The sequence below is a fragment of the Allobosea sp. 2RAB26 genome (genome assembly GCF_052115465.1).
Lineage (GTDB): Bacteria > Pseudomonadota > Alphaproteobacteria > Rhizobiales > Beijerinckiaceae > Allobosea.
In genome coordinates, this window is sequence record NZ_JBFRGS010000007.1 from 63,453 (window position 1) to 83,003 (window position 19,551).

General features: G+C 65.3%; 16 protein-coding genes and 1 pseudogene. 3 read left to right on the forward strand and 14 right to left on the reverse strand.

The annotated features are described in order from the left end of the window. Window positions 1-509 precede the first annotated feature (509 nt). Window positions 510-1,511 carry a LacI family DNA-binding transcriptional regulator gene (locus AB4118_RS15485; RefSeq protein ID WP_441490563.1) on the forward strand — a complete coding sequence of 334 codons (1,002 nt, stop codon included), beginning with the start codon at window positions 510-512 and terminating at the stop codon, window positions 1,509-1,511. Here AB4118_RS15485 and AB4118_RS15490 read toward each other — a convergent pair. The 9 genes and pseudogenes from AB4118_RS15490 to AB4118_RS15530 all read right to left on the reverse strand — a co-directional run bounded on the left by AB4118_RS15490 (window position 1,478) and on the right by AB4118_RS15530 (window position 11,490). Further along, window positions 1,478-2,698, reverse strand: coding sequence for a hypothetical protein (locus AB4118_RS15490; protein WP_441490820.1), 1,221 nt, complete (start codon window positions 2,696-2,698; stop codon window positions 1,478-1,480). The two genes, AB4118_RS15485 and AB4118_RS15490, sit on opposite strands and share 34 nt — an antisense overlap. Window positions 2,699-2,800: 102 nt before the next feature. Beyond that, window positions 2,801-3,139 (reverse strand): annotated as a pseudogene (locus AB4118_RS15495) (metallophosphoesterase family protein); the annotation flags it as partial. Then, entirely contained in the window at window positions 3,136-3,810 is a 675-nt protein-coding gene (locus AB4118_RS15500) for a dual specificity protein phosphatase family protein (protein WP_441490564.1), read from the reverse strand. The gene AB4118_RS15500 and the pseudogene AB4118_RS15495, both read right to left, overlap by 4 nt. A gap of 133 nt (window positions 3,811-3,943) precedes the next feature. Then, window positions 3,944-4,774: an inositol monophosphatase family protein gene (locus tag AB4118_RS15505; protein WP_441490565.1), complete on the reverse strand. Its 831-nt coding sequence runs from the start codon at window positions 4,772-4,774 to the stop codon at window positions 3,944-3,946. 33 nt (window positions 4,775-4,807) lie between these two features. Next, window positions 4,808-5,923 carry an ABC transporter substrate-binding protein gene (locus AB4118_RS15510; protein WP_441490566.1) on the reverse strand — a complete coding sequence of 372 codons (1,116 nt, stop codon included), beginning with the start codon at window positions 5,921-5,923 and terminating at the stop codon, window positions 4,808-4,810. A 77-nt stretch (window positions 5,924-6,000) separates the two neighbouring features. Beyond that, a complete protein-coding gene (locus AB4118_RS15515; protein WP_441490567.1) occupies window positions 6,001-7,146 on the reverse strand; it encodes an ABC transporter substrate-binding protein in 1,146 nt (381 codons plus the stop codon). Beyond that, window positions 7,143-8,276, reverse strand: a complete 1,134-nt coding sequence (locus AB4118_RS15520) for an ABC transporter ATP-binding protein (protein WP_441490568.1) — start codon at window positions 8,274-8,276, stop codon at window positions 7,143-7,145. The genes AB4118_RS15515 and AB4118_RS15520 overlap by 4 nt, the downstream gene beginning before the upstream one ends. Beyond that, complete coding sequence (locus AB4118_RS15525) at window positions 8,276-10,144, reverse strand: ABC transporter permease (protein ID WP_441490569.1); 1,869 nt, start codon at window positions 10,142-10,144, stop codon at window positions 8,276-8,278. The genes AB4118_RS15520 and AB4118_RS15525 overlap by 1 nt, the downstream gene beginning before the upstream one ends. Before the next feature lie 455 nt (window positions 10,145-10,599). Beyond that, window positions 10,600-11,490: a LysR substrate-binding domain-containing protein gene (locus AB4118_RS15530; RefSeq protein WP_441490570.1), complete on the reverse strand. Its 891-nt coding sequence runs from the start codon at window positions 11,488-11,490 to the stop codon at window positions 10,600-10,602. A gap of 113 nt (window positions 11,491-11,603) precedes the next feature. On the opposite strand from AB4118_RS15530, the gene AB4118_RS15535 reads away from it, so the two are divergent. Next, the gene (locus AB4118_RS15535; protein ID WP_441490571.1) at window positions 11,604-12,305 is read left to right on the forward strand and encodes an SDR family oxidoreductase; all 702 of its coding nucleotides are present in this window, start codon (window positions 11,604-11,606) and stop codon (window positions 12,303-12,305) included. A 203-nt stretch (window positions 12,306-12,508) separates the two neighbouring features. Here the strand turns inward: AB4118_RS15535 and AB4118_RS15540 are convergent, their stop codons facing one another. The 5 genes from AB4118_RS15540 to AB4118_RS15560 all read right to left on the reverse strand — a co-directional run bounded on the left by AB4118_RS15540 (window position 12,509) and on the right by AB4118_RS15560 (window position 17,452). Further along, on the reverse strand, window positions 12,509-13,456 hold the full coding sequence (locus tag AB4118_RS15540) for a glutaminase (RefSeq protein ID WP_441490572.1): 948 nt from the start codon (window positions 13,454-13,456) through the stop codon (window positions 12,509-12,511). Window positions 13,457-13,684: 228 nt separating this feature from the next. Then, window positions 13,685-14,896: a diguanylate cyclase domain-containing protein gene (locus tag AB4118_RS15545; protein ID WP_441490573.1), complete on the reverse strand. Its 1,212-nt coding sequence runs from the start codon at window positions 14,894-14,896 to the stop codon at window positions 13,685-13,687. A 157-nt stretch (window positions 14,897-15,053) separates the two neighbouring features. Then, window positions 15,054-15,623, reverse strand: a complete 570-nt coding sequence (locus AB4118_RS15550) for an NADPH-dependent FMN reductase (RefSeq protein ID WP_441490574.1) — start codon at window positions 15,621-15,623, stop codon at window positions 15,054-15,056. Window positions 15,624-15,773: 150 nt separating this feature from the next. After that, a complete protein-coding gene (locus tag AB4118_RS15555) occupies window positions 15,774-16,565 on the reverse strand; it encodes a class I SAM-dependent methyltransferase (RefSeq protein WP_441490575.1) in 792 nt (263 codons plus the stop codon). A 122-nt stretch (window positions 16,566-16,687) separates the two neighbouring features. Next, on the reverse strand, window positions 16,688-17,452 hold the full coding sequence (locus AB4118_RS15560; protein ID WP_441490576.1) for a Crp/Fnr family transcriptional regulator: 765 nt from the start codon (window positions 17,450-17,452) through the stop codon (window positions 16,688-16,690). A gap of 248 nt (window positions 17,453-17,700) precedes the next feature. On the opposite strand from AB4118_RS15560, the gene AB4118_RS15565 reads away from it, so the two are divergent. After that, entirely contained in the window at window positions 17,701-19,476 is a 1,776-nt protein-coding gene (locus AB4118_RS15565) for an ABC transporter ATP-binding protein/permease (protein ID WP_441490577.1), read from the forward strand. Window positions 19,477-19,551 lie beyond the last annotated feature (75 nt).

A 19,551-nucleotide genomic window follows, 5' to 3' on the forward strand; every position in this document is an offset into this window, starting at 1 on the left:
ATGCGGTGGCGGGCGAATGAAATTTACCGGCCTTTCCTCGACCGTATGGAGGCCGTGCGCCTGCGGCTCCTTGGAGGGTGGGAGCCTGTCTCGGCCCGATTTTCATCGCAGCCTTCGTTCTCGACGCTTCCGGGATCGTCTTCGTCCTGATGCCGAGCCTGTTGCCGCTCTGCTGGAGATCGAGCCCGTATCAGAGGGATGACACCGGTCGGGACCGCCGGCTTTCTGCTTTGCAACGGCGACATCAAGGCCTCCGCATCGATCGAAAGCATGGCGCGATGAGCGCGCGGCGAGCACGGCTGGACCGCTCGTAACGGATGTCCGATTCCGGGCCCTGGCGCCTCGGCAAGTGGCGCTTGAAACGCGGAGATATTTAGCCGTCTGCACATGCTTGCGTTCAGCAGAAATTATTACGATCTAACAATAATTTCTGCTGGCGGAGACCTCGTTCGGTTCCATTTTTGGGAGCCCTGTGCAAATTTGCACAGGAGCGCGCCAAAGGGTTCCCTATGAACAAGCCGATTCGTCCGCCGATCAACGCCCAGCAAGTCGCCGATCGCGCCGGCGTGTCGCGTTCGGCGGTGTCGCGCACCTTCACCGAGGGCGCCAGCGTGTCGGAGTCGACGCGCGCCAAGGTGCTCCTGGCAGCCGCAGACCTCGGCTATCACGTCAACCATCTGGCTCGCGGCCTGACCAGCCAGCAATCCGGCATCGTCTGCCTTTTGATCGGCGAAATCGCCACGCCTTACCAGTCGGCCTTGCTCGATGTGGTGACGCGGCGGCTGCAAGCCATGGGCAAGGTCGTGATGGTCTTGAACACGGCGGGGCAGGCGGAAGCGACAGAGGCCGCGTTACGCCAGACGCTCAATTACCGCGCGGACGCTACCGTGGTCGTGTCGGGCAGTCCTTCATCCTCGCTCGTGGAGACCTGCGTCGCCAACGGCCAGCGCGTCATCCTGATCAATCGCGACGATCTGCTCGAAGGAACCCAGCAGATCCTCGTCGACAGTTCCGGCGCCGCTGCCGAGGCGCTGATGATGCTGCGGCGCGCTGGCTGCGAGCGCATCGCTGTCGTCAGTTCGACCGCCGGCACGCCCAGCATCGTGGCGCGCGAAGTCAGTCTTTCGGTTGCTGCCGCCAAGGCCGGGGTCGACGTGCAGCTGTGCCGTTTCGGCCCGACGGGTTACGCCACGGGCGCTGAGACGGCGCGTCAGCTTTTCGCCTCGGCGGCGCGGCCGGATGGCGTCTTCTGCGTCACCGACCTGCTGGCATTGGGCTTCATGGATGCGGCGCGGAAGGAATTTGGCCGGCGCGTCCCCGAGGATCTCTGTGTCATCGGCTTCGACGATATACCGCAGGCCGGCTGGGCTGCCTACGAGCTGACGACCTTCCGCCAGCCGCTCGACAGCATGGCCGACCATATCGCAACAATCCTGGAGGGCGGCTGCCTGGTCGAAGGCCCCATCAACCTGCCGGCTCAGACGGTCTGGCGGCGCAGTGTCCGCCCCTGAGACGGCGTGACGACGAGCGCCTTGAGATCCAGCGCGACATCAAGGGTCGGCATGCGGTCGAGATAGCGCCCGAGCAGGCTGATGAAGGCGATGAGCCGCCCGGCCAGCCCCATGGCTTCGGCATGATGCAGTTCGCCGATCCAGCGGCGATAGACGGCAAGGCGCGCTTCAGGCACCAGATCGAGCGCGAGGTCTGCTGCCTTGCGCAAGCGGTACCAGTCCTCGGCGAGGGCGGTCAGGGCTATGTCGCCCGTGCTGGCAGCCGGCGTTGCCTGTGGCCAGAGCAGTCTCTCCAGATCGGCGAAGCGGTGGGTGCGTGCGAACTCCGCCATATCTCGCGGCCATTCGCGTGCCATGTAACGGGCCCCGACGAGGGCGCACAGATGACGGTCGAGAAAGCCAAGATGGCCGCCGGCGCTGACAGCCTTCGGTGACGGATCGCCGGCGGCGCCCGCCTCGCGGCTATAGTCATCGAACGCGGCATCGTGACCGGGCACGTCGTCGAGACGGATGGTGCGTAACCGCACGTGGTCCGTGGTGACATCGAGCAGCTTCATCGCCGGAGCGAAGCCGACCGGCGATGGCACGGCGATGTTGAAGAAGCCCCCATATTCGTCCCGGAACACGGCGGTATCGTTCACGTGCAGATGGCCGGAGAGGTGAAGACGCACGCCGGTCTCGGTGAAGCACCGCGCCACCTCCATGGTCGGCGCGCGCCGGGCGAGGCCGGAACTTGGGAAAAGTGTGCACTCCAATGCCGAGGCGCCGGCGAGTGCGTCCAGCACCGGATAATGCGAGAATGCGACGAGAGCCTTGCCGCCGCGCCGAGCTCGCTCGGCGACGTCGCGCATCCAGGGGAGCAGATGCGGACGCGTGCGCAACACTGCAGACCAACCGCCATCCGAGGGATCGAGCATCTGCGCGGGATCATCGAGATCAGTTGCCCCGTCGCGCGGCGCGACGATGTTGGCGTCGATGGAGAGCAGCCACAACCCCGCAACGGGCTCGATCAGATATGATGCGTCGATCATATCAAAGCTCTTGGCTCCGTCAGGGCTGGCGGCACGGACCGTTCGCGAGCTCCAACGGGCATCGCTGCCAAACGGCGTTTCAAAATGCAGGTCGTCGGTGCGAGGTTGGAAGCCGAGATCGGCCATGAGCGTCAGCGCCTCGGGCGCGCCGAGCATGGCAGTCTCCGGCGACGAGATCGCGGCGCCACCCGGTGCGGCGTGGCTCCCGACGATGACCCGGCTGCCGTCGCGCCCGACGAACTCCTTGCGCTGCGGCCGGCCCTTCAGCGCCCAGAAATCGTGATTGCCGGGTGTCATGAATACGCGCAGGCCATGGCGACGCTCGTACTCGGCGATGAGCGCGACGGCGACTTCGATATTGTGCCGCTGACCATCGTCGGTGAGATCGCCGGGAACGATGACAAGCCTCGCGCCTTCCGCAACAGCGCAATTGAGCGCGGCGCGGAAGGCAGGAAGGCTCTCGTTGAATACGCGGGTGGACGCAGCTGTATCGGCCCAGCTGCGCACCGCGCCCGTAAGCCCCGCCCCCGTTGGTCGCCAGGCGACGTCATGCACATGCGGGTCGGCGATGACGGCGATGCGGTATGTTGGGTTCAATCAGCCAACTCCGGCAGAGGGCCGTGCTCTTCCGGATGCGCGGCGATGTCGTCCTCGATCATGCGCGCCCAGCGAGCAGTCCGCGCGGCGGCGGCGATCAGCATGGGCTTGGGCGTCTCATGCCACTCGTCGGGACGGAGTTCGCGCTTGCCGCGAACGTAATTGATGGCGTCCTCCAGGGTGGGAAACTCCGCTGGGAGACGCAGATGCAGAAACAGCGCCACCAGGATGACGGAACGCGACCGCCCGGCCCGGCAGCTGACCAGCACATTGCCGCGCTCGCGCACGGAATAGGACGGCTTCTCCGGCAGAATCTGGTCGAGTGCGCCCTTCAGCTGAAAATAGCCGGCCAGCATCATGGTTTGCGGGTTGCCCGGTCCGTCAACGATACCAAGCTTGTAGTAGCGGATCGGGGCATGCCCGAAATCGACGTCGTTCAGCGCGTCCGGCGCCGGCTCGGCCACGTAGTTGAAGTCGAGATTGACGGCGCAGTTGAGCACGGTGGTGATGCCGTGCCGCTTCAGCAGCGGGATATCGGACGCGCCTTCTCGCCCGCCGACATAGAGATCGATGCCATAGCCGGGCAGGTTCTCGTAGACGCGCGAGATATGCGGTCGGTCATAGCGGGGCGTGGGCATTTCAGTGGCAGAAACGTCTCTGGTCGGAGCCATAAGGGGTACTCGCCAATTCCGGATCGAATGAGTTTGCACAGCTGTTCACTATCGCTCGCTCGCAGCCGCTCGTGCAGATGCAATGACGCAGTCCACTCCTGCGGTGACCGCGCCGCCGCAACGGCACGGCCATCTAGGCGACGCGTCGCCTTCGCCCTTCGGAGACCTCGCGCGCGACGCGATCGAGCGTCGGATAATTCGCCCCCGCGCCTACAGCGACATAGCCCGGGTGGAGGAACGCGGGCGCGGTCGGCGCCACCTTGCCGAGGTCGTGCGGGGTGTAGCGGCCGCCCGCCTTCTCGAGGATCAGGATGGCGGCGGTGACGTCCCAGGCGTTGACGCCGAAACCGGCGGCGGCGTCGACCCAGCCGGCCGCGACATGGGCGATGCTGAGTGCGGCGCTACCCGGTCGTCGCAGGGTCGCGAAGGTGCGTGTCAGTTCGCCGAAACGGCCGAGCGCGACCGCTTCGCCGTCGTTGCGGAAGTCGCGCGGCACCGGATAGCCGGTGATCAGCACGGCGTTGGCCTCGTCGGGGGCGGCACGGCTGGCGAGCGGTTGCCCGTTGAGCCAGGCCCCGTTCCGATCGGCGAGGAACAGGTTGCCACCGATCGGATCGAGGATGGCCCCGGCGACGGTCTCGCCGTCGACCACCGCTGCCACCGACGTGCACCAGAACGCCATCCCGCTGGCGAAATTGGCCGTACCGTCGATCGGATCGACATACCAGTGCACCGCGCCGCTCCCGACCGAGCCGCCTTCCTCGCCGACGAAGGTCGAGTCGGGAACCTCCCGGAACACGAGATCGCGGATCACCGCCTCGGCGCGGCGGTCATGCTCGGTGACGGGGTCGTGCCGGTCGCGCTTGAAATCGACCACCATGCCGGCGCGAAACGCGGCCGTGAGCGGCTCCTGAACGGCGAGAACGGCCTTGCGGGCAATGTCGGCGATCGTCGTATGCAGCATTGTCTGGACTTCCGGCTCAAGGGGCGCGGTGTGTTAGCGCTTGTAGTGGATCTGCCAAAAATCCTGCCAATCCTGCCGCTTGTCCCAGTCGTCGAGGCCGGTCTTGGCGTCGTAGGGAAACAGGCGGTCCAGCACGACGGCGACACCCGACGGCTCGTCCTTGGGGACCGGGATCGCCTTGCTGGTCGGCAGCTTGCCATCTTGCATCTGCGGCATCAGCCCCTCTTCCGTCAGAATGTAGCGGACGAAGAGTTTGGCGGCATTTGGGCTTTTGGTGCCTTTGGCGATGAGCGCAAGCTTGGTGTAGCTCCAGCCGACCCAGGGCTGAAGCGTCTTGCAAAGGCCAAGCTTGTAGCCCTTGTCGGCGTTGTCGCGGAACTTGGCGGAGCTCAGCAGCCCCATGAACGGCGCCTTCTGCCCGGGCGCCCCAACGGCGTCGGAAATGCGGTCGTCATTCTCGGACACGAGCGGCGCGTTCTTCGCCAAAGCCGCGAGCCATTCCGCGGCAGCGGTCTTTTGCCGCGGGACCAGCGCCTTGCCGTAGTGCGCCTTGTAGGCGGCAGCGAGCGCCTCGTTGCCGTGCTGGGCCAATTGGTTGAACCAATCAGTATAGGTTCCCTTGGTCAGCGGATCGATGAAGGCGACGCGACCCTTCCATTCTGGTTCGGTCAGCTGCCAGACATTGGAAATCGGGCAGGTCGCGCCGTGGATTTCGGTGTTGTAGGCCCAGACATTGGCGTTGACGGAAATGGCGAGCGGGTCGCGGTAGCCGGCCGGGATCTCGCCGGCGAGATCGGCAGGCAGGTAGCTTTCCAGTACCTTGGCCGGCAGCATCTGGCCGATGACGGCCGGCGTGTCGGTCAACAGCGCCACGTCTCCCTTGACGTTGCGGCTCTGGCTCTCGCGCAGCAGCATTTCGAGCTGGGTGTTGGCCGACACCTTCTGCCCCGTCGCGCTGAGGCCGTACTTGGCCGAGAACGCCTTGGCCATGTCGACGATCTTGCCGGTGCTGTCGTAGATGGTGATCGGCGGCTCTTTCCTGGCCGCGGCGATCAGACCGCTGAGGTCGAACGGCTCGACGGCGATGGTTGGAGTGGCGGCGGCTGCCAACGCAACGGCCAGCAGCGGTGCTCTCCAGTAGGCGCTCATGGTCGTTCCTCCCTTGTGCGGCTTGCGAGCTGTTGCACCCACGCCGCTTGCTTGTTGGGTTCGCGTGCAGGGCGCCGTCAGCGCCTGAGGTTGACGCGCCACAGGTCCTGCCAATCCTGGCGCCGCTCCAGATCGCTCGTGGACGACGCCAGATCCCACGCCATCATCCGGTCGAGGGAACGGCCGATGCCCGAGGGCTCATCAGCGGGCAAGGCGATCTTGGGGTGCGTCGGCACCTTCCCGTCGACGAGTTGCGGCGCCAGCCCCGGCTCGGTCAGCAGGTAGTTGATGAACAGCTTCGCCGTGTTGGGGCTCTTCGTGCCGGCCGCAACGACAGCCATGCTGGGATAGAGCATGCCGGCGAAGGGTTGCATGTCGCGGCAGATCGTCAGGCTGAACTTCTTGTCGATGTTGTCGCGGAACTTGGCGACCGGCACCATGCCGAAAAACGGCTGCTTTTGTCCGGGCGCGCCGACGGCGGCGGCGACAGCGGTCGAATCGGCGATGAGCGGCCCGTTGGCGGCCAGCGCCTTCACCCAGGCGGCGGTCGCCGAGCCCTGCCGCTTGTCGAACGGCTTGCCGAAATGCGTCGCATATGCGGCCGCCATCGCGGCGTCGTGGTGCGTCTCCAACTGGTTGAACCAGTCGGCATAGGCCGGCCTCTCCAGGGGGTCCATCAGGGTCACCAGACGCGACCATGCCGGTTCGGTCAGTTCCCAAACGTTCTTGACCGGGCAGGATTGCGATGCCGCGCCGTTATAGCTCCAGACATGCGGGTCGGTGACGAAGACCAGCGGATCCCGCGCATTTTTCGGCAACAGGTTCGCCGCGTCGTCGGGCACGTAGGAGGTGACGACCTTCTTGGGCAGCAACTCGGCCGCGACCGACGCCGTGTCGGCCGCAAGCGAGATGGAGGCGAGCGCGGCACCGGCGCGATGCTCCCGAATGAGCAGTTCCACCTGGCCTGCCTCGCTGACCTTCTTGCCGGAGACTCCAAGTCCATAGATCTTGTTGAAGGCGTTGGCCGTATCGACGATCTTGCCGGTAACGGCGTAGACCGTCATCGGCGGCTCGGCCTTCGCACGCTCCGCGAGCAGCTTCAAATCCTCGGCCATGGCGGCCATTGCAGCGACCGACGCGGCGACCGCCAGGCCGGTGCGGAGTGCAGCCCTCGTCATGACAAGCATGGATCCCTCCCGTTTTCTGTCGTTGGGGGCGTTCATTGGACAGCCGTTTGCGCGAGGACGTCGTCGGCACGTTGGAGACGCTGGCCGTCGCGCGAAAACACATGCAGCGCTGCCGGTCGGACGTGGAACCAAATCGTGTCGCCGACCTTGTGGCGCGGCGCCTCGTTGGCGGTCGCGAATGTCTTCTTGCCGCCCGAAGTCAGCTCGACGATCCAACTGCCACCGGTCGGAAGGATGCCGGTCACGACCGCCTCGTCGGCGAAGTTGCCGAGAGGCACCGCGTCGGCCGAGTCGGCAATCTGAATGGTTTCGGGCCGGAGCCCGAGCGAGCCGATATCGGCATCGGGGCCCAGCCGGGCCGTGAGAAAGGTCACCGCGTGCCGCCCGACGACGTCGTGCGGGGCAGCGCCGATCTCGAAAATGTTGATCGGCGGGCTGCCGACGAACTCGGCAACGAAACGGTTGGCTGGCCGGTCATAGATGTCGTTCGGCGTCCCCATCTGTTGCAGCGAGCCCTCGTTCATCACCGCAATTGTGGTTGCGAGCGTCATCGCCTCCCATTGATCGTGCGTGACGAAGACGATGGTGGTGCCGAACTCGGCATGGATGCGCTTCAATTCGGCGCGCATTTCCAGCCTCAGTCGGGCGTCGAGATTCGACAGCGGCTCGTCGAGCAGCAATACGCCCGGATTGACCACAAGCATGCGGGCAAGCGCCACGCGCTGCTGCTGGCCGCCGGAGAGCTGCGACGGATACCGTCCCCGGTATTTTTCGATGTCGAGCGCCTTCATGACGCGGGTGACGAGAGCCTCGCGTTCGGCCTTCGGCACCTTGCGCAGGCGCAGGCCAAAATCGGTATTGCGCTCGATGGTCAAGTGCGGCCAGAGCGCGTAGCTCTGGAATACGAGGCCGAGCTCGCGCTTTTCCGGCCCGACGAACAGGCCCTTGGAAATGCTGTCGACGACGCGCTCGCCGATGCGGATCTCGCCGCCGGAGAGGTTCTCCAACCCCGCGATCATCCGCAAGGTCGTCGTCTTGCCGCAGCCGGATGGGCCGAGCAGGCACATGAACTCGCCATTGGCGATCTCGAGATCGAGATTCGACACTGCGTTGGGCGAACCGGCGCCGTAGCTCTTATTGGCGTTTTCCAGGATGATCGCGGGCATCAGCTGCCTAGTCCTTCCGCCAGGTTCGTCTTGGTGAGCTTCTGCGCCGCCAGAGTGCCGAAATAGGCGATGGCCGCGATGATCAGGACGACCGCGTTGGCCGCCTGCGTGTAGTGATAATCGACGAGGCGCATCGAGAAGGTGGTCAGCACGTCGGTGCTGGGCACGGCGAGCATGACGAACAGGCTGAGCCCCTTGATGCCGGAGATGAAGGGCAGGAGGATGCCGGTCATCAGCGAACCCTTCTGGATCGGTACGACGACAAGGCGCATGCGCGCGAGCCAGCCTGCGCCGACGACCTGGGCCGCCTCCTCCGGATCTCTGCCGAGTTGCATCATGGCGGAGATGCCGGCGCGCGAGGCATAGGGCATCTGGTCGGCGATGAGTGCCAGGATCAGGATGAGCGAGGTGCCATAGAGCGCCGGAATCGGCCCGCGCGGCACCGCAAACAACGAGAGATAGGCGGCTGCGAAGGCGATGCCCGGCACGAGATAGGGCATGAACGTCACCTGGCGCAGGACGGCGGCGAGTGGCCGGACCGCCGTGCGCACCACGACATACCCGGTGATGATGCCGAGCAGGCCCGAGCAGGTCGAGGCCAGGCCGACGATCCATAATGTATTGAACGCCGCCTGCCACAGGTCCGGGCTGAGCAGGATGCCGGTGCGCATGGCGACCGTTGGCAGATTCCAGCCGATCCAATAGTCGAGGGTGAAGTTCGACCATGAAAAATCCGCCGGTACACGCATGACCGTCGACAGGAACAGGGTCAGCAGTGGCACGCCGACGCTGGCGGCGTAGACGCCCGCGGCGAAGCCGGTGGCCGGCCAGCGCCAGATGCCGAGCCGCGCCGGCCGGTTCATGGCGCCCTTGCCGCCGACTGTGACGAAGCGTTGCGCCTCGCGCACCAGATAGGCGTCGATCAGGATCGTGATGATGCCGATCAGCATGATGGCGCCGGCGATCACCCCGGCCACGCCGGTCTGGCGCGAACCGATCGAGCGGTACAGCGAGGTCGCGAGAACGTCGTACTTCACCGGCAGTCCGAGCACATAGGCGACGCCGAACTCGCCAAGGCACTTGGCGAAGATCAGCACCACCGCCGACATCAGCGCCGGGCGCATCAGGGGCAGGATGATCTTCAGCGCGATAGCCCCGCGTCCGGCACCGAGGACGCGAGCCGAATCCTCAAGCTGACTGTCGAAGCGGCGCAGCGCCGAGCCGAAGAGGAGAATGACGAACGGCGTGTAGTGCAGCGCCAGGATGAGTGTGATCGGCACCTGGCCGTAGGCGAGCCAGTCCGGCGGGGTGAAGCCGAGGCTCTCCATCCAGCCGGCCTGTCCGCCGACCGTGCGGTTCTTGAACAGCGTCGTCCAGGCGAGCGCAAAGGTCCAGGCCGGCAGCATATAGGGCACGATAAGGGCCGTCGCGAACCACTGCCGCGCGAACATGTCCGTGCGGCAGATCAGCCAGGCGATCGCCGTGCCGACGACGACGGCGATGCCAATGGCGCCGGCGGCCACCATCAAGGTGTTGCGCAGCGGTTGCCAGAACAGGTTCGCCGCCACCGGCGATGTGAAGGCGCGGGTGAGGTAATAGGTTGTGAGGCTGCCGACCTCCGCGGCGGTCCGGCGCTCGTCGCCGAACTGCACGGTCACCGCATCGCGTAGAATGGAGACAACCGGCACGACGATGAGATAGGCAAACAGAAGCGCGGCGAAGAGGCCGATGATGGTCGTCGGCTCGCGCAGCGCAACGCGGAGCCGGTAGCGCAGCCGACATGTCCAGGCCGGTGACGGGATGGCGTTCGCCCGGGCCCGTTCCCGGCCACTCTCGCGGCGTGGCGCGACGGCGTTACCGGTGGTCATCGAGGCGCCCTATTCCGCGCAAGGGCGGACGCCCGCTGAAGCGGGACACGTCTTGGCCATCGTACCCTCCCTCTCCCCGCACAGCCTTGCAAAGAACGCTCTGCTGTGGGGCAGCTCTTATTTAGCTCTGATCGTGGGGCTGCACGCAGCTTGACCCGATCCGTTGCGTATCAAGCTCAACGCAAACGGCAGGCCTGTCAATCGCAATTTTGCACATGCGTGCAAGCGCGAATCTCGGCAGGTTGTGGTGAACCTCGACCGCGGTTTGCGACGCGATCCTCGCGTTTGAGCACGTTGGGCGGGCGCCGTTGGCCAAAGCGGCTACGGCCCGGCGGCTGCGATCATCCGCCTCGGCGGAACCGTCATGGGAGCACTCTCATCATGGGAGCTCTTGGCGGTCCGACCTCCTCAACCGGGCGGGCCAGACGTCAGATCCAGGCAGCTCGGCGGGGCCGTCACTCCGCATCCAGGCCGGCGTCGCATTCGTCGATCAGCCAGGAGCGAAAGCTCGAGACCTCAGCACGCATTCGGGAGAGCCTCGGCGTGAGAAGATAGAAGGCCCGCTCCGACGCGACACGCAGAGCCGTGCCGAATGGTGCCGCCAGGCGTTGCCCGGCGAGATCCTCCGCAACGAGAGCAGATGGCGCAAGCGCCACGCCCTGGCCGTCAAGCGCGGCAGCAAGGGCCAGCGCGGTCTGGTTGAATCGGCGTCCGACCGTTGGTGGGGTCGATGCGTTCGCCAGTTCCAGCCAGAGCGGCCATGCGTCGTGGGCGTCGTGAAGGAGCGTCGCTCCTGCAAGGTCGTCCAGGCTCGAGAGTGTCTTGGCGATGGATGGGCTGCAGACTGGAAAGAGATCGTCCGCAAGCAGGCGCCGGGCATCGAGCGAGCGCTCGAAGGGCGGAGCTGACAGACGCACTGCGAGATCCGGCAGGCCATGTCCTCCGAGGCGTTCGGTCGATTCCGACGCCAGGACGCGTACCTCGACATCCGGCGCAATCACCGAGAATTTCCCGAGCCGGGGAATGAGCCATCTTGCCGCGAAGGAGGGGGTGACAGTGACCGTCACGCCGCGTCGTTCGCGTTCCTGCGTGGGTTCGATTGCGGCCATGGCGCCCGCGATAAGTGCGAAGGCCCGTCTGATCTGTGGATGAAAGGCCCGCCCGGCCGCGGTGAGCGCGAGGCCGCGCGGCTCCCGCTCGAACAGGGCGACCCCGAGGCTGGCCTCCAGGGCGCGAACCTGTTGGGCGACAGCGCCATGCGTCACATTCAACTCTTCCGCCGCAAGGCGAAGATTGAGATGGCGCGCGGCCGCATCGAATGCGCGCAAGGTCGCGAGAGGGGGCATTCGTGACATGATGAGGGTGTAGCAACGCTACAGGGACACCGCACGGAAAATCCATGGTTCGGGGCGTCCTCGTCGCCTACGACCAGCTGCAGCAGGCAACCAGGGGAAAGTCCATGACTCAGAAAGTCGCGATCATTACGGCCGGTGGCAGCGGGATGGGGGCTGCCGCCGCGCGCCGTCTCGCCAAGGACGGTTTCGCGGTTGCCATCCTGTCCTCATCCGGCAAGGGCGAAGCCCTGGCCCATGAGCTCGGCGGCATCGGAGTGACCGGTTCGAACCAGTCCAATGACGATATCAAGCGCCTCGTCGATGCAACTGTCTCTCGCTGGGGGCGCATCGACGTTCTCGTCAACAGTGCAGGCCATGGCCCGCGCGCGCCGATCCTGGAGATCCCGGACGAGGACTGGCATCGCGGCATGGAGGTCTATTTCTTGAGCGTCGTGCGGCCAGCCCGACTGGTGACGCCGGTCATGCAGGCTCAACGCTCCGGATCGATCATCAACATCTCGACGGCATGGGCCTTCGAGCCCGACGCCATGTTCCCGACATCGGCCGTGTTCAGGGCCGGGCTCGCCTCCTTCTCCAAGATTTTTGCCGACAAGTACGCAGCGGACAATATCCGCATCAACAACGTGCTCCCCGGCTGGATCGACAGCCTGCCGGCCACCGATGAGCGGCGCCAGCGCGTGCCGCTGCAGCGCTATGGCAGGAGCGACGAAATCGCGGGCACGATCGCCTTCCTTGCCTCCGACGATGCCGGCTACATTACCGGACAGAATATTCGGGTCGACGGCGGCATCACGCGCGGGATCTGAGCAACAGCGCGCGCTGGGCTCTTGAACATTTGGGTGGCTTGCGGAAAACGCTCGCGGGCCCCTCAGGCGCGCCCGGAAATGCCCTTTCCCCCACAAGGCTCCTTCCGACAGAGGGCTCTTGCCCGGTTGTCCCGGGGGGAGCGTGGCTCCCGTCAGGGCGGAGGTGCACGCCGGTGACGGGCTGTCTGGATGCTGCCGGCCGCTCACGGGCGGCCGCCTCCGGATGGGCTGAACACCGACCAGCCCGTCGCTTCGGCAATGCGCTCCAGTGCGAGGGTGCCGAGGCGGGAATTGCCGCATTCGTTCAGTCCGGGCGACCAGACGGCGATTGCGGCCTTGCCCGGCGCGATCGCCAGGATGCCGCCGCCGACCCCGGATTTTCCGGGCAGGCCGACGCGGAAGGCGAAGTCGCCGGAAGCATCGTAATGACCGCAGGTCAGCATCAGGGCATTGATGCGGCGGGCTCTTTGCGCCGAGATCACCCGCGCTCCGCCGGGCGAATGCAGGCCGCCGAGCATCAGGTAGCGTCCGGCCATGGCGAGCTGCCGGCAGCTCATGGCGATGGCGCATTGGTGGAAATAGACGCCAAGCGTCAGCGGCGCCGCATGCGTCAGATTGCCGAAGGCCTTCATGTAATTGGCCAGCGCAATGTTGCGGAAACCGGTCTCCTGTTCGGCGCGGGCCACGGTCTCGTCGATGACGATCGTCTCGTCCTCCGCGAGATAGCGGATGAAGCGCAGCAGTTCGCCGATCGCGACGCGCGGTTCATGCCCGGCGAGATTGACGTCGCTGACGACGAGTGCGCCGGCATTGATGAAGGGATTGCGCGGAATGCCCTGTTCGCGCTCGAGCTGGACGATCGAATTGAAGGGGGTTCCGGAAGGCTCGCGTCCGACGCGGCGCCAGAGCGTGTCGCCGACCTTGCCGAGCGCCTGGGTCAACGCGAAGACCTTGGAGACGCTCTGGATCGAGAAGGGCTCTTCGGCATCCCCGGTAGCATGCGTTGCGCCATCGGAGGTGACGATGCAGAGGCCGAACTGTCCGGGATCGACATGGGCGAGCGGCGGAATATAGCTCGCGACCTCGCCCCGCTCGGGATGGGCGGCCATCTCCTCGGCCACCTCGTGGACGATTCGTCCGATATCTGCCACGGCCGCTCTCCACTTTCCCGCACGGCAGGAAGCCCGAGGGCGGCAAGAGGGTCAAGATTGCGGCGCGCCAGACCGACCTTGCAAGGGGCCGTCGTTGCGGTGCTGCGGGCGACGATGCTTCGCTGCCGGACGACGCGGTGGGCGTGCGGCATTGCCTGGCCAGGATCGCTTTGGCGACATGTCGTGGGGGGGAGCGCTGCGAGCTGCAGCAAGCCGCGAATCTTGGGCTCAGTGCAACTGGCGGGCCGAGCTGACCAGCAGCGGCGCGCCGGGGAAGGGCCGGTCGAGTTCGCTCTGCGACGCGGACGCGATCATGCAGCGAGACTTGCCGCGCGACTTGGCCTGATAGAGTGCGCTGTCTGCCGCTGCGAGCAGGGCCATCATGTCGGTCCCGTGCTCCGGAGCAAGCGCAATCCCGACCGAGGCCCCCACGGTGACCTCGTGCTTGTTGTCGAGTTCGTAGGGCCGTGAGATCTCGCGGATCAGCCTTTCGCCGAAGCCGAGAAGTTGCGCGGCTTCGGTTTGCTCGGACAAGACGATGAACTCGTCTCCACCCATCCGGGCGGCGAGATCGCCATTGCGGATCATGCCACGCAACCGCTCGGCGACGAGCTGCAGCAGCCGGTCTCCGGCCATATGGCCGTAGCTGTCGTTGACGGCCTTGAAGCCGTCGAGATCGAGATAGATCAGTGCGAGCCGCTTCTGTCCGGCTTCGCGGGCGAAATGCGCGTCGAGTGCCTTCGTCAGGCCCGAGCGGTTCGAGAGCCCGGTCAACATGTCGTGGCGCGCATGGAACTCGTTCTCGCGCTCGGCGCGCATCGTCGTGACCAGCATCTTGTTGAGCGTGCGGGTCGCCCGGCTCATGCTGAAAAGATAGAAGGGGATCTGCATGAAGACGATCAGCATGATCGGCTCGCCGAGGAAGGGCGCGGCAAAGCAGCAGGCCCCGAGCGTGAGGAAGATCATCACTCCGGCGAGTCGTGGCGCCCCGTAATTGCGGAAGCAGATGCCGCCGACCATTGCGGCGGCCGACAGGCAGGCGAGCGTGGCCACCACCCAGTCGCCGCTGCTCAGGCTGATGAAGGTGCCGTAGCCGACACCGCCGGCCCAGGCGACGCCGAGCAGGATGTAGAGATCCGTTGGTGTTTCCTTGCCCTGCCTCGCCCGCTTCTGGGCGACGAGCAGCACGAAGAGCCGCGTCACGCAGCAGAGGACCTCGAAGGCGCACCAGAGCACGAATGGCAGCGTCGGAATCCGCATCGCGATCAGAAACGACACGGCGATGGTGTTGATCACGCCGCCGGCGAAGATCGGCAAGGTGCCATAGAGGCTCCCAATCAAGGCGACCCTGATGTCGGCGGGCACATCGGGGCCAGCATCGGTCAGCCAGCGCGTCAGGCGCCAGCGCGGCAAACTATAGCTTGATGCCTGGCCATTCATTCGCGTGTTGCAACTCCCTGGCCGTGAGGTCCTGGAAGAGACCGGGTCGAGACCAGTGCTCTTGTTCGCGGCTCATAGGGCCGAGCTGTTACGATTCCGTGTGGAAGGCATAATGACTTGCGAACTTCCCTAGCGTCGGATCGTCACGCCGCCGCGACTACAGGCCCTTGCCGGAAAGTTTGAGCAGTCGGGCCACCTGGGCATCCAAGAAACCGCTGCTGCGCGCATCGGTGAGGTTGCCATCGGCATCAAACATCTTGTCAGCGAAACTGACGGCGACCATCTCGGGCACCATCAGCGCGCCGAAGCCGAGTTCGAGTGAGGTTCGCAACTGGGTCAGCCCGCGATAGGCGCCGAGCGAGCCGGTGGAAGCTCCGCCGAGCGCCACGACCTTGCCTGCAAGGCCGCTGGCGGGGGCGCCAGGCTTGGCCGTCGATGCCCAGTCGAGCGCGTTCTTCAAGGCCGGGGCGTAGCCGGCATTGTATTCGGGGCTGGCGATGTAGAGGCCGTCATGCGCGTCGATCAGCGCGCGCAGCTCATGGGCTGCCTGCGGCGCGTTTCCGAAGCCGGTGGCATCGACCAGGGGAAGCGGATAGTCGCCGAGCGAGATCTGCTTCACCTCTGCGCCGGCGGCACGCAGCCTCCTTGCCGCCAGCGTCGCGAGCTTGGTGTTGAGGGAGCCCTCGCGCCAGGAACCGGCGAAAACGAGAATTCTAGGTTCTGGCATGTGACGACCCCATGACCTGGCCGGAAAGCTCCGGCCTGTCCGCGATCAGGAAAGCCTGCACTCTTGCTGGCGGCCTGGAAACCCGGGCTGCGGTATCGACACCATGCGCGGGAGGGCGGTTGGGACCATCGCCAGGGAGCCGTCGCAGTCCTATGCCGCGCGACGATAGACCCAGACGCGGGCCGGCGGGATATTCCGCAAGACCCAGTCGGACACCATGGCCTTGAGGCCCGAACCCTTCCGCGGCACCGGCGAGATCACGGAGTAAGTGAACTGGATAAAGGGCGCGCCCTGGATGAGCAGCGTGAAAGCGTCCTTGACAAGGGCCGTGCGCGTGGCCGGCGGGCGTGTGAATAGCGGCAGGCTGGAGACGACCGCTACGGCCTTCTCGCTCAGATGCCCGGCAAGCGTCGTCGATAGCGCATAGGCGTCGCCTTCCACCACGGTGGCGCGCGGAAAACGTTCGCGCAGCAGCGTGCAGAATTCGGGGCTGTACTCGACCAGGATCAGCCTGGACTCGTCGATGCCGCGTTCGATCAGCGCCTCTGTCACGGGGCCGGTTCCGGGGCCGATCTCGATCACCGGACCAGGTACGCTCGGATCGACGAAGGAGGCCATGCGGCGCGCCAGGAACGGGCTTGACGGCGTCACCGAACCCGTGCGCAGCGGGTCGTCGATCCAGGATTTCAGGAAGCGGGCATCGTCGCCGAACTTCGCCTTGGCCTCATTGACCCGCGTCTTCAGCTTCCCGGCCGTGTTGCGGACCTCGCCCTCGACCTTGTAGCGCACGGCAGCGACCTTCAGCTTGGCCTCCGCCACGCTATCTGTCAGCTCTGCGGCCGTGACGCGCATTTCACCCTCGATGCGAGCGGCAACGCTCGATTTGCCGAGCCGTCCGGCAAGCGCGCCGCGAGAATCCCGGGTGGTGGAAGAACGCGTCATGAAACCTCAGGCCTCGCCCCGTTAGCCGAAGCATCAGAACGAACAGATACCGCTAGCGAGCAGAATTGACGTTAACCGTCAAGAAGTTCGGGTCAAGAGTGCGGCGTAGCGGTTGAGCTGTTTCAGATCAACGGTCTCGGATGGCGTTCCCGTTCGAAAAGCAGCGCCATGCGCGCGGTCAGCCGCGGGTTGAGCAAGGTGAGCCGTCCTCCGGCAAGCGAGAAGAGGCCGGCGCGGCGCAGGCGGGACCAGGTTTTGCTGGTGTGGACAAGTGACAGGCCAAGCGCGTCTGCGAGGTGCTGTTGCGACAAGGGGAACTGGAAACTGTTGTCGCTGACGAGATCGAGCGCCTCGGCCCGGCGATAGAGCGAGATCACCAGCGCTGCGATGCGCTCGCCCGCATTGCGCTGGCCGACCGAGGTCAGGTTCTCGTCGATCAGGCTCTCCTCGCGGGAGCCGAGCCAGGCGATCTCGTATGAGAGCGACGGCATGTGCACGAAGAGGTCCCAGATCCGCTTGCGCGGAAATGTGCAGAGCTCGACATCGGTCAGCGCCTCGATGCCATGTTGGGCCGCGCTCAGAAGCGAAGCCTGCAGCCCGACCAGATCGCCCGGCAGCAGGAAGTTCAGAATCTGACGCCGCCCGTCTGAGAGCGATTTGTAACGAAAGGCCCAGCCGGAGAATAACGTAAAGAGCTCGGCATCTTCCTGGCCGGGATGAATGACCTCCGATCCGGCAGGAACGGAACGATGATCAATCTTCATCCGCTGGATGAAGCGGACTTCCTCATCGCTCTTGTCCTTGAATGCCGCCTTCAGCCGCAAAGGACAGGCCAGGCAAGGCACTCCGAGCCGGGCTATGCTGGCATGGTCGGGCATGGTCTTCATGACGCCATTATGCGCGGGGGAGCCGGCATAGCTCAATGTCGAATCGCATGCTGCGTGCGGTGCAACATATCCTTTGCAATTGGCGGAACTGGCAGAAGCGTTGCGGCGTTCTAGCGCCGTGGAGCGTGCCGATCTCCAGCCTCCGGTTTATGATTGCGACACCTCGCGATGATGCTCCGGTCAATGACATCTCGGGCGGGAGTTGCAAGGCCATGGCTGAGACGCCGCAACCATCCAGGCGGTCGCGCATGCGGCAGTTTTTCCGCATCGCGCTGCGGTTCTGGAGCGGTGAGACCCGGTTCCGCGCCTGGGTTCTGACGATAGTGGTGCTGGTTTTCGTCGCTGCGCAGACGGCGAGCGCCGTCGGCATCAATAGCTGGAACCGGTACTTCTTCGATGCGCTTGAAAAGCGCGATACCGGCGCTGTCTGGTCGGTGATCGCCTGGCTGCCGGCGCTGGTCATCGCATTCAGCCTGTCGCTGTCTGCCCTCGTGATCAGCCGCATGCTGCTCCAGGCGCGATGGCGGGAGGACCTGACCAGGCGTCTTGCCGGCTGGTGGATCGCTGATCAGCGCTATTACCGGCTCGGCTTCCTCACCAAGAGGCAGACGGCTCCCGAATACCGGATAGCAGATGACGTCCGGCTCGCGATCGAGCCGCTCGCCGAATTCGCGATCGGCTTGATCAGCGCGGCGGTGACGGCCGCGACCTTCGCCGCCATCCTCTGGCAGGTCGCAGGCTCAGCTCACTTCATGCTCGGTGGCGTGGCGATCGTGATCCCGAGCTACATGGCGCTGGCCGCGATCGTCTATGCGGCGGTCGCGTCGCTCGCGGCCTATCTCACCGGACGACCGCTGGTCGCTCGCATCGCGGCCAAGAACGAGGCCGAGGCCCAGTTCCGGGCAGAAATGACGCGATTGCGCGAGAATGCCGAGAGCATCGCCCTGATCAAGGGCGATGCCGACGAGCGTGCATCGGTTGGCGAGAACTATGGCCGCGTCCTGGCCGCCTGGCTCCGCGTCATTCGCCAACAAGGCGTGATCGCCTTGGTGCTCAACACCAATGGTGCCTTGTTTCCGATCGTGCCGCTGCTGCTGATCGCGCCGAAATATCTCTCGGGCGAGGTTACGCTCGGGGCCGTGATGCAGGTCGTCGCGGCGTTCAGCGCCGTTCAGGCCGCGCTGATTTGGTTCGTCGACAACTTCGTCAGGCTGGCCGAGTGGTTTGCCTCCGTCACCCGGGTCGACGAGCTTGTCGAAGAGCTGGAGGCGCTCGATGTCGGCACGATCATGGTCGGCGAGACCCAGATCTCGCTCGGCGAGAGTGATGACGGCGCGATTCATATCAAGGAGCTCTCGCTGGCGCACAGCAATGGGCGCATCGTCATCGCAGACGCGACGGTTATCATCGAACTCGGCGAGAAAGTTCTGATCGTTGGCGAGAGCGGCTCCGGCAAGAGCACGCTGATCCGGTCGCTGGCCGGCCTCTGGCCCTGGGGTTCAGGCTCGATCCAGGTGCCTCGCGGCAAGAGCATCGCGTTCGTGCCGCAGAAGCCCTACTTGCCTCTCGGCAATTTCAGGACAGTCCTGCTCTATCCCGATTCCGAGATCCCCGTCAGCGACGAGACCATCATTGCCGCCCTTCGGCGCTGCGGCCTGGCCTACATGGCCAAGCGCCTGAACGAGGAGGACAATTGGGATCGCGTCCTGTCCGGCGGCGAGCGTCAGCGCGTCGCCTTCGTGCGCTTGCTGATCCAGAAGCCCGATATCATTATCATGGACGAGGCGACTTCGGCCCTCGATGAGGACAGCCAGAATTCGCTCCTTGGACTGTTCGAAGGCGAGCTCGCACACGCGACAGTCATCAGTGTCGGTCACCGCCCCGGCCTTGAGGATTTCCACGACCGCAAGATCACCCTGGAGAAGCGTCTCGCCGGCGCGCATCTGAGCTCGCGCCGGATCGGCAAGTCGCTCTGGCGGCTGTTTCGCAGTCGTCAGCCCGCCAACGAGGACGAGGAGGCCTGAACCGCCGCTCCCGGTTTCGTGATCGCTGCCACCCGCACAACGGGAACCGAACGGCCGGCGTCGCGTTCTATTCGA

Excerpts from the sequence above, each read along its gene's own strand:
- AB4118_RS15550 (WP_441490574.1), bottom strand. The coding sequence starts at position 15,623 with ATGCCAGAACCTAGAATTCTCGTTTTCGCCGGTTCCTGGCGCGAGGGC.
- AB4118_RS15490 (WP_441490820.1), bottom strand. The coding sequence starts at position 2,698 with ATGCTCGGCGCGCCCGAGGCGCTGACGCTCATGGCCGATCTCGGCTTC.
- AB4118_RS15535 (WP_441490571.1), top strand. The coding sequence starts at position 11,604 with ATGACTCAGAAAGTCGCGATCATTACGGCCGGTGGCAGCGGGATGGGG.
- AB4118_RS15565 (WP_441490577.1), top strand. The coding sequence starts at position 17,701 with ATGCGGCAGTTTTTCCGCATCGCGCTGCGGTTCTGGAGCGGTGAGACC.
- AB4118_RS15525 (WP_441490569.1), bottom strand. The coding sequence starts at position 10,144 with ATGACCACCGGTAACGCCGTCGCGCCACGCCGCGAGAGTGGCCGGGAA.
- AB4118_RS15555 (WP_441490575.1), bottom strand. The coding sequence starts at position 16,565 with ATGACGCGTTCTTCCACCACCCGGGATTCTCGCGGCGCGCTTGCCGGA.
- AB4118_RS15560 (WP_441490576.1), bottom strand. The coding sequence starts at position 17,452 with ATGAAGACCATGCCCGACCATGCCAGCATAGCCCGGCTCGGAGTGCCT.
- AB4118_RS15485 (WP_441490563.1), top strand. The coding sequence starts at position 510 with ATGAACAAGCCGATTCGTCCGCCGATCAACGCCCAGCAAGTCGCCGAT.
- AB4118_RS15505 (WP_441490565.1), bottom strand. The coding sequence starts at position 4,774 with ATGCTGCATACGACGATCGCCGACATTGCCCGCAAGGCCGTTCTCGCC.
- AB4118_RS15545 (WP_441490573.1), bottom strand. The coding sequence starts at position 14,896 with ATGAATGGCCAGGCATCAAGCTATAGTTTGCCGCGCTGGCGCCTGACG.
- AB4118_RS15515 (WP_441490567.1), bottom strand. The coding sequence starts at position 7,146 with ATGAACGCCCCCAACGACAGAAAACGGGAGGGATCCATGCTTGTCATG.
- AB4118_RS15500 (WP_441490564.1), bottom strand. The coding sequence starts at position 3,810 with ATGGCTCCGACCAGAGACGTTTCTGCCACTGAAATGCCCACGCCCCGC.
- AB4118_RS15520 (WP_441490568.1), bottom strand. The coding sequence starts at position 8,276 with ATGCCCGCGATCATCCTGGAAAACGCCAATAAGAGCTACGGCGCCGGT.
- AB4118_RS15530 (WP_441490570.1), bottom strand. The coding sequence starts at position 11,490 with ATGCCCCCTCTCGCGACCTTGCGCGCATTCGATGCGGCCGCGCGCCAT.
- AB4118_RS15510 (WP_441490566.1), bottom strand. The coding sequence starts at position 5,923 with ATGAGCGCCTACTGGAGAGCACCGCTGCTGGCCGTTGCGTTGGCAGCC.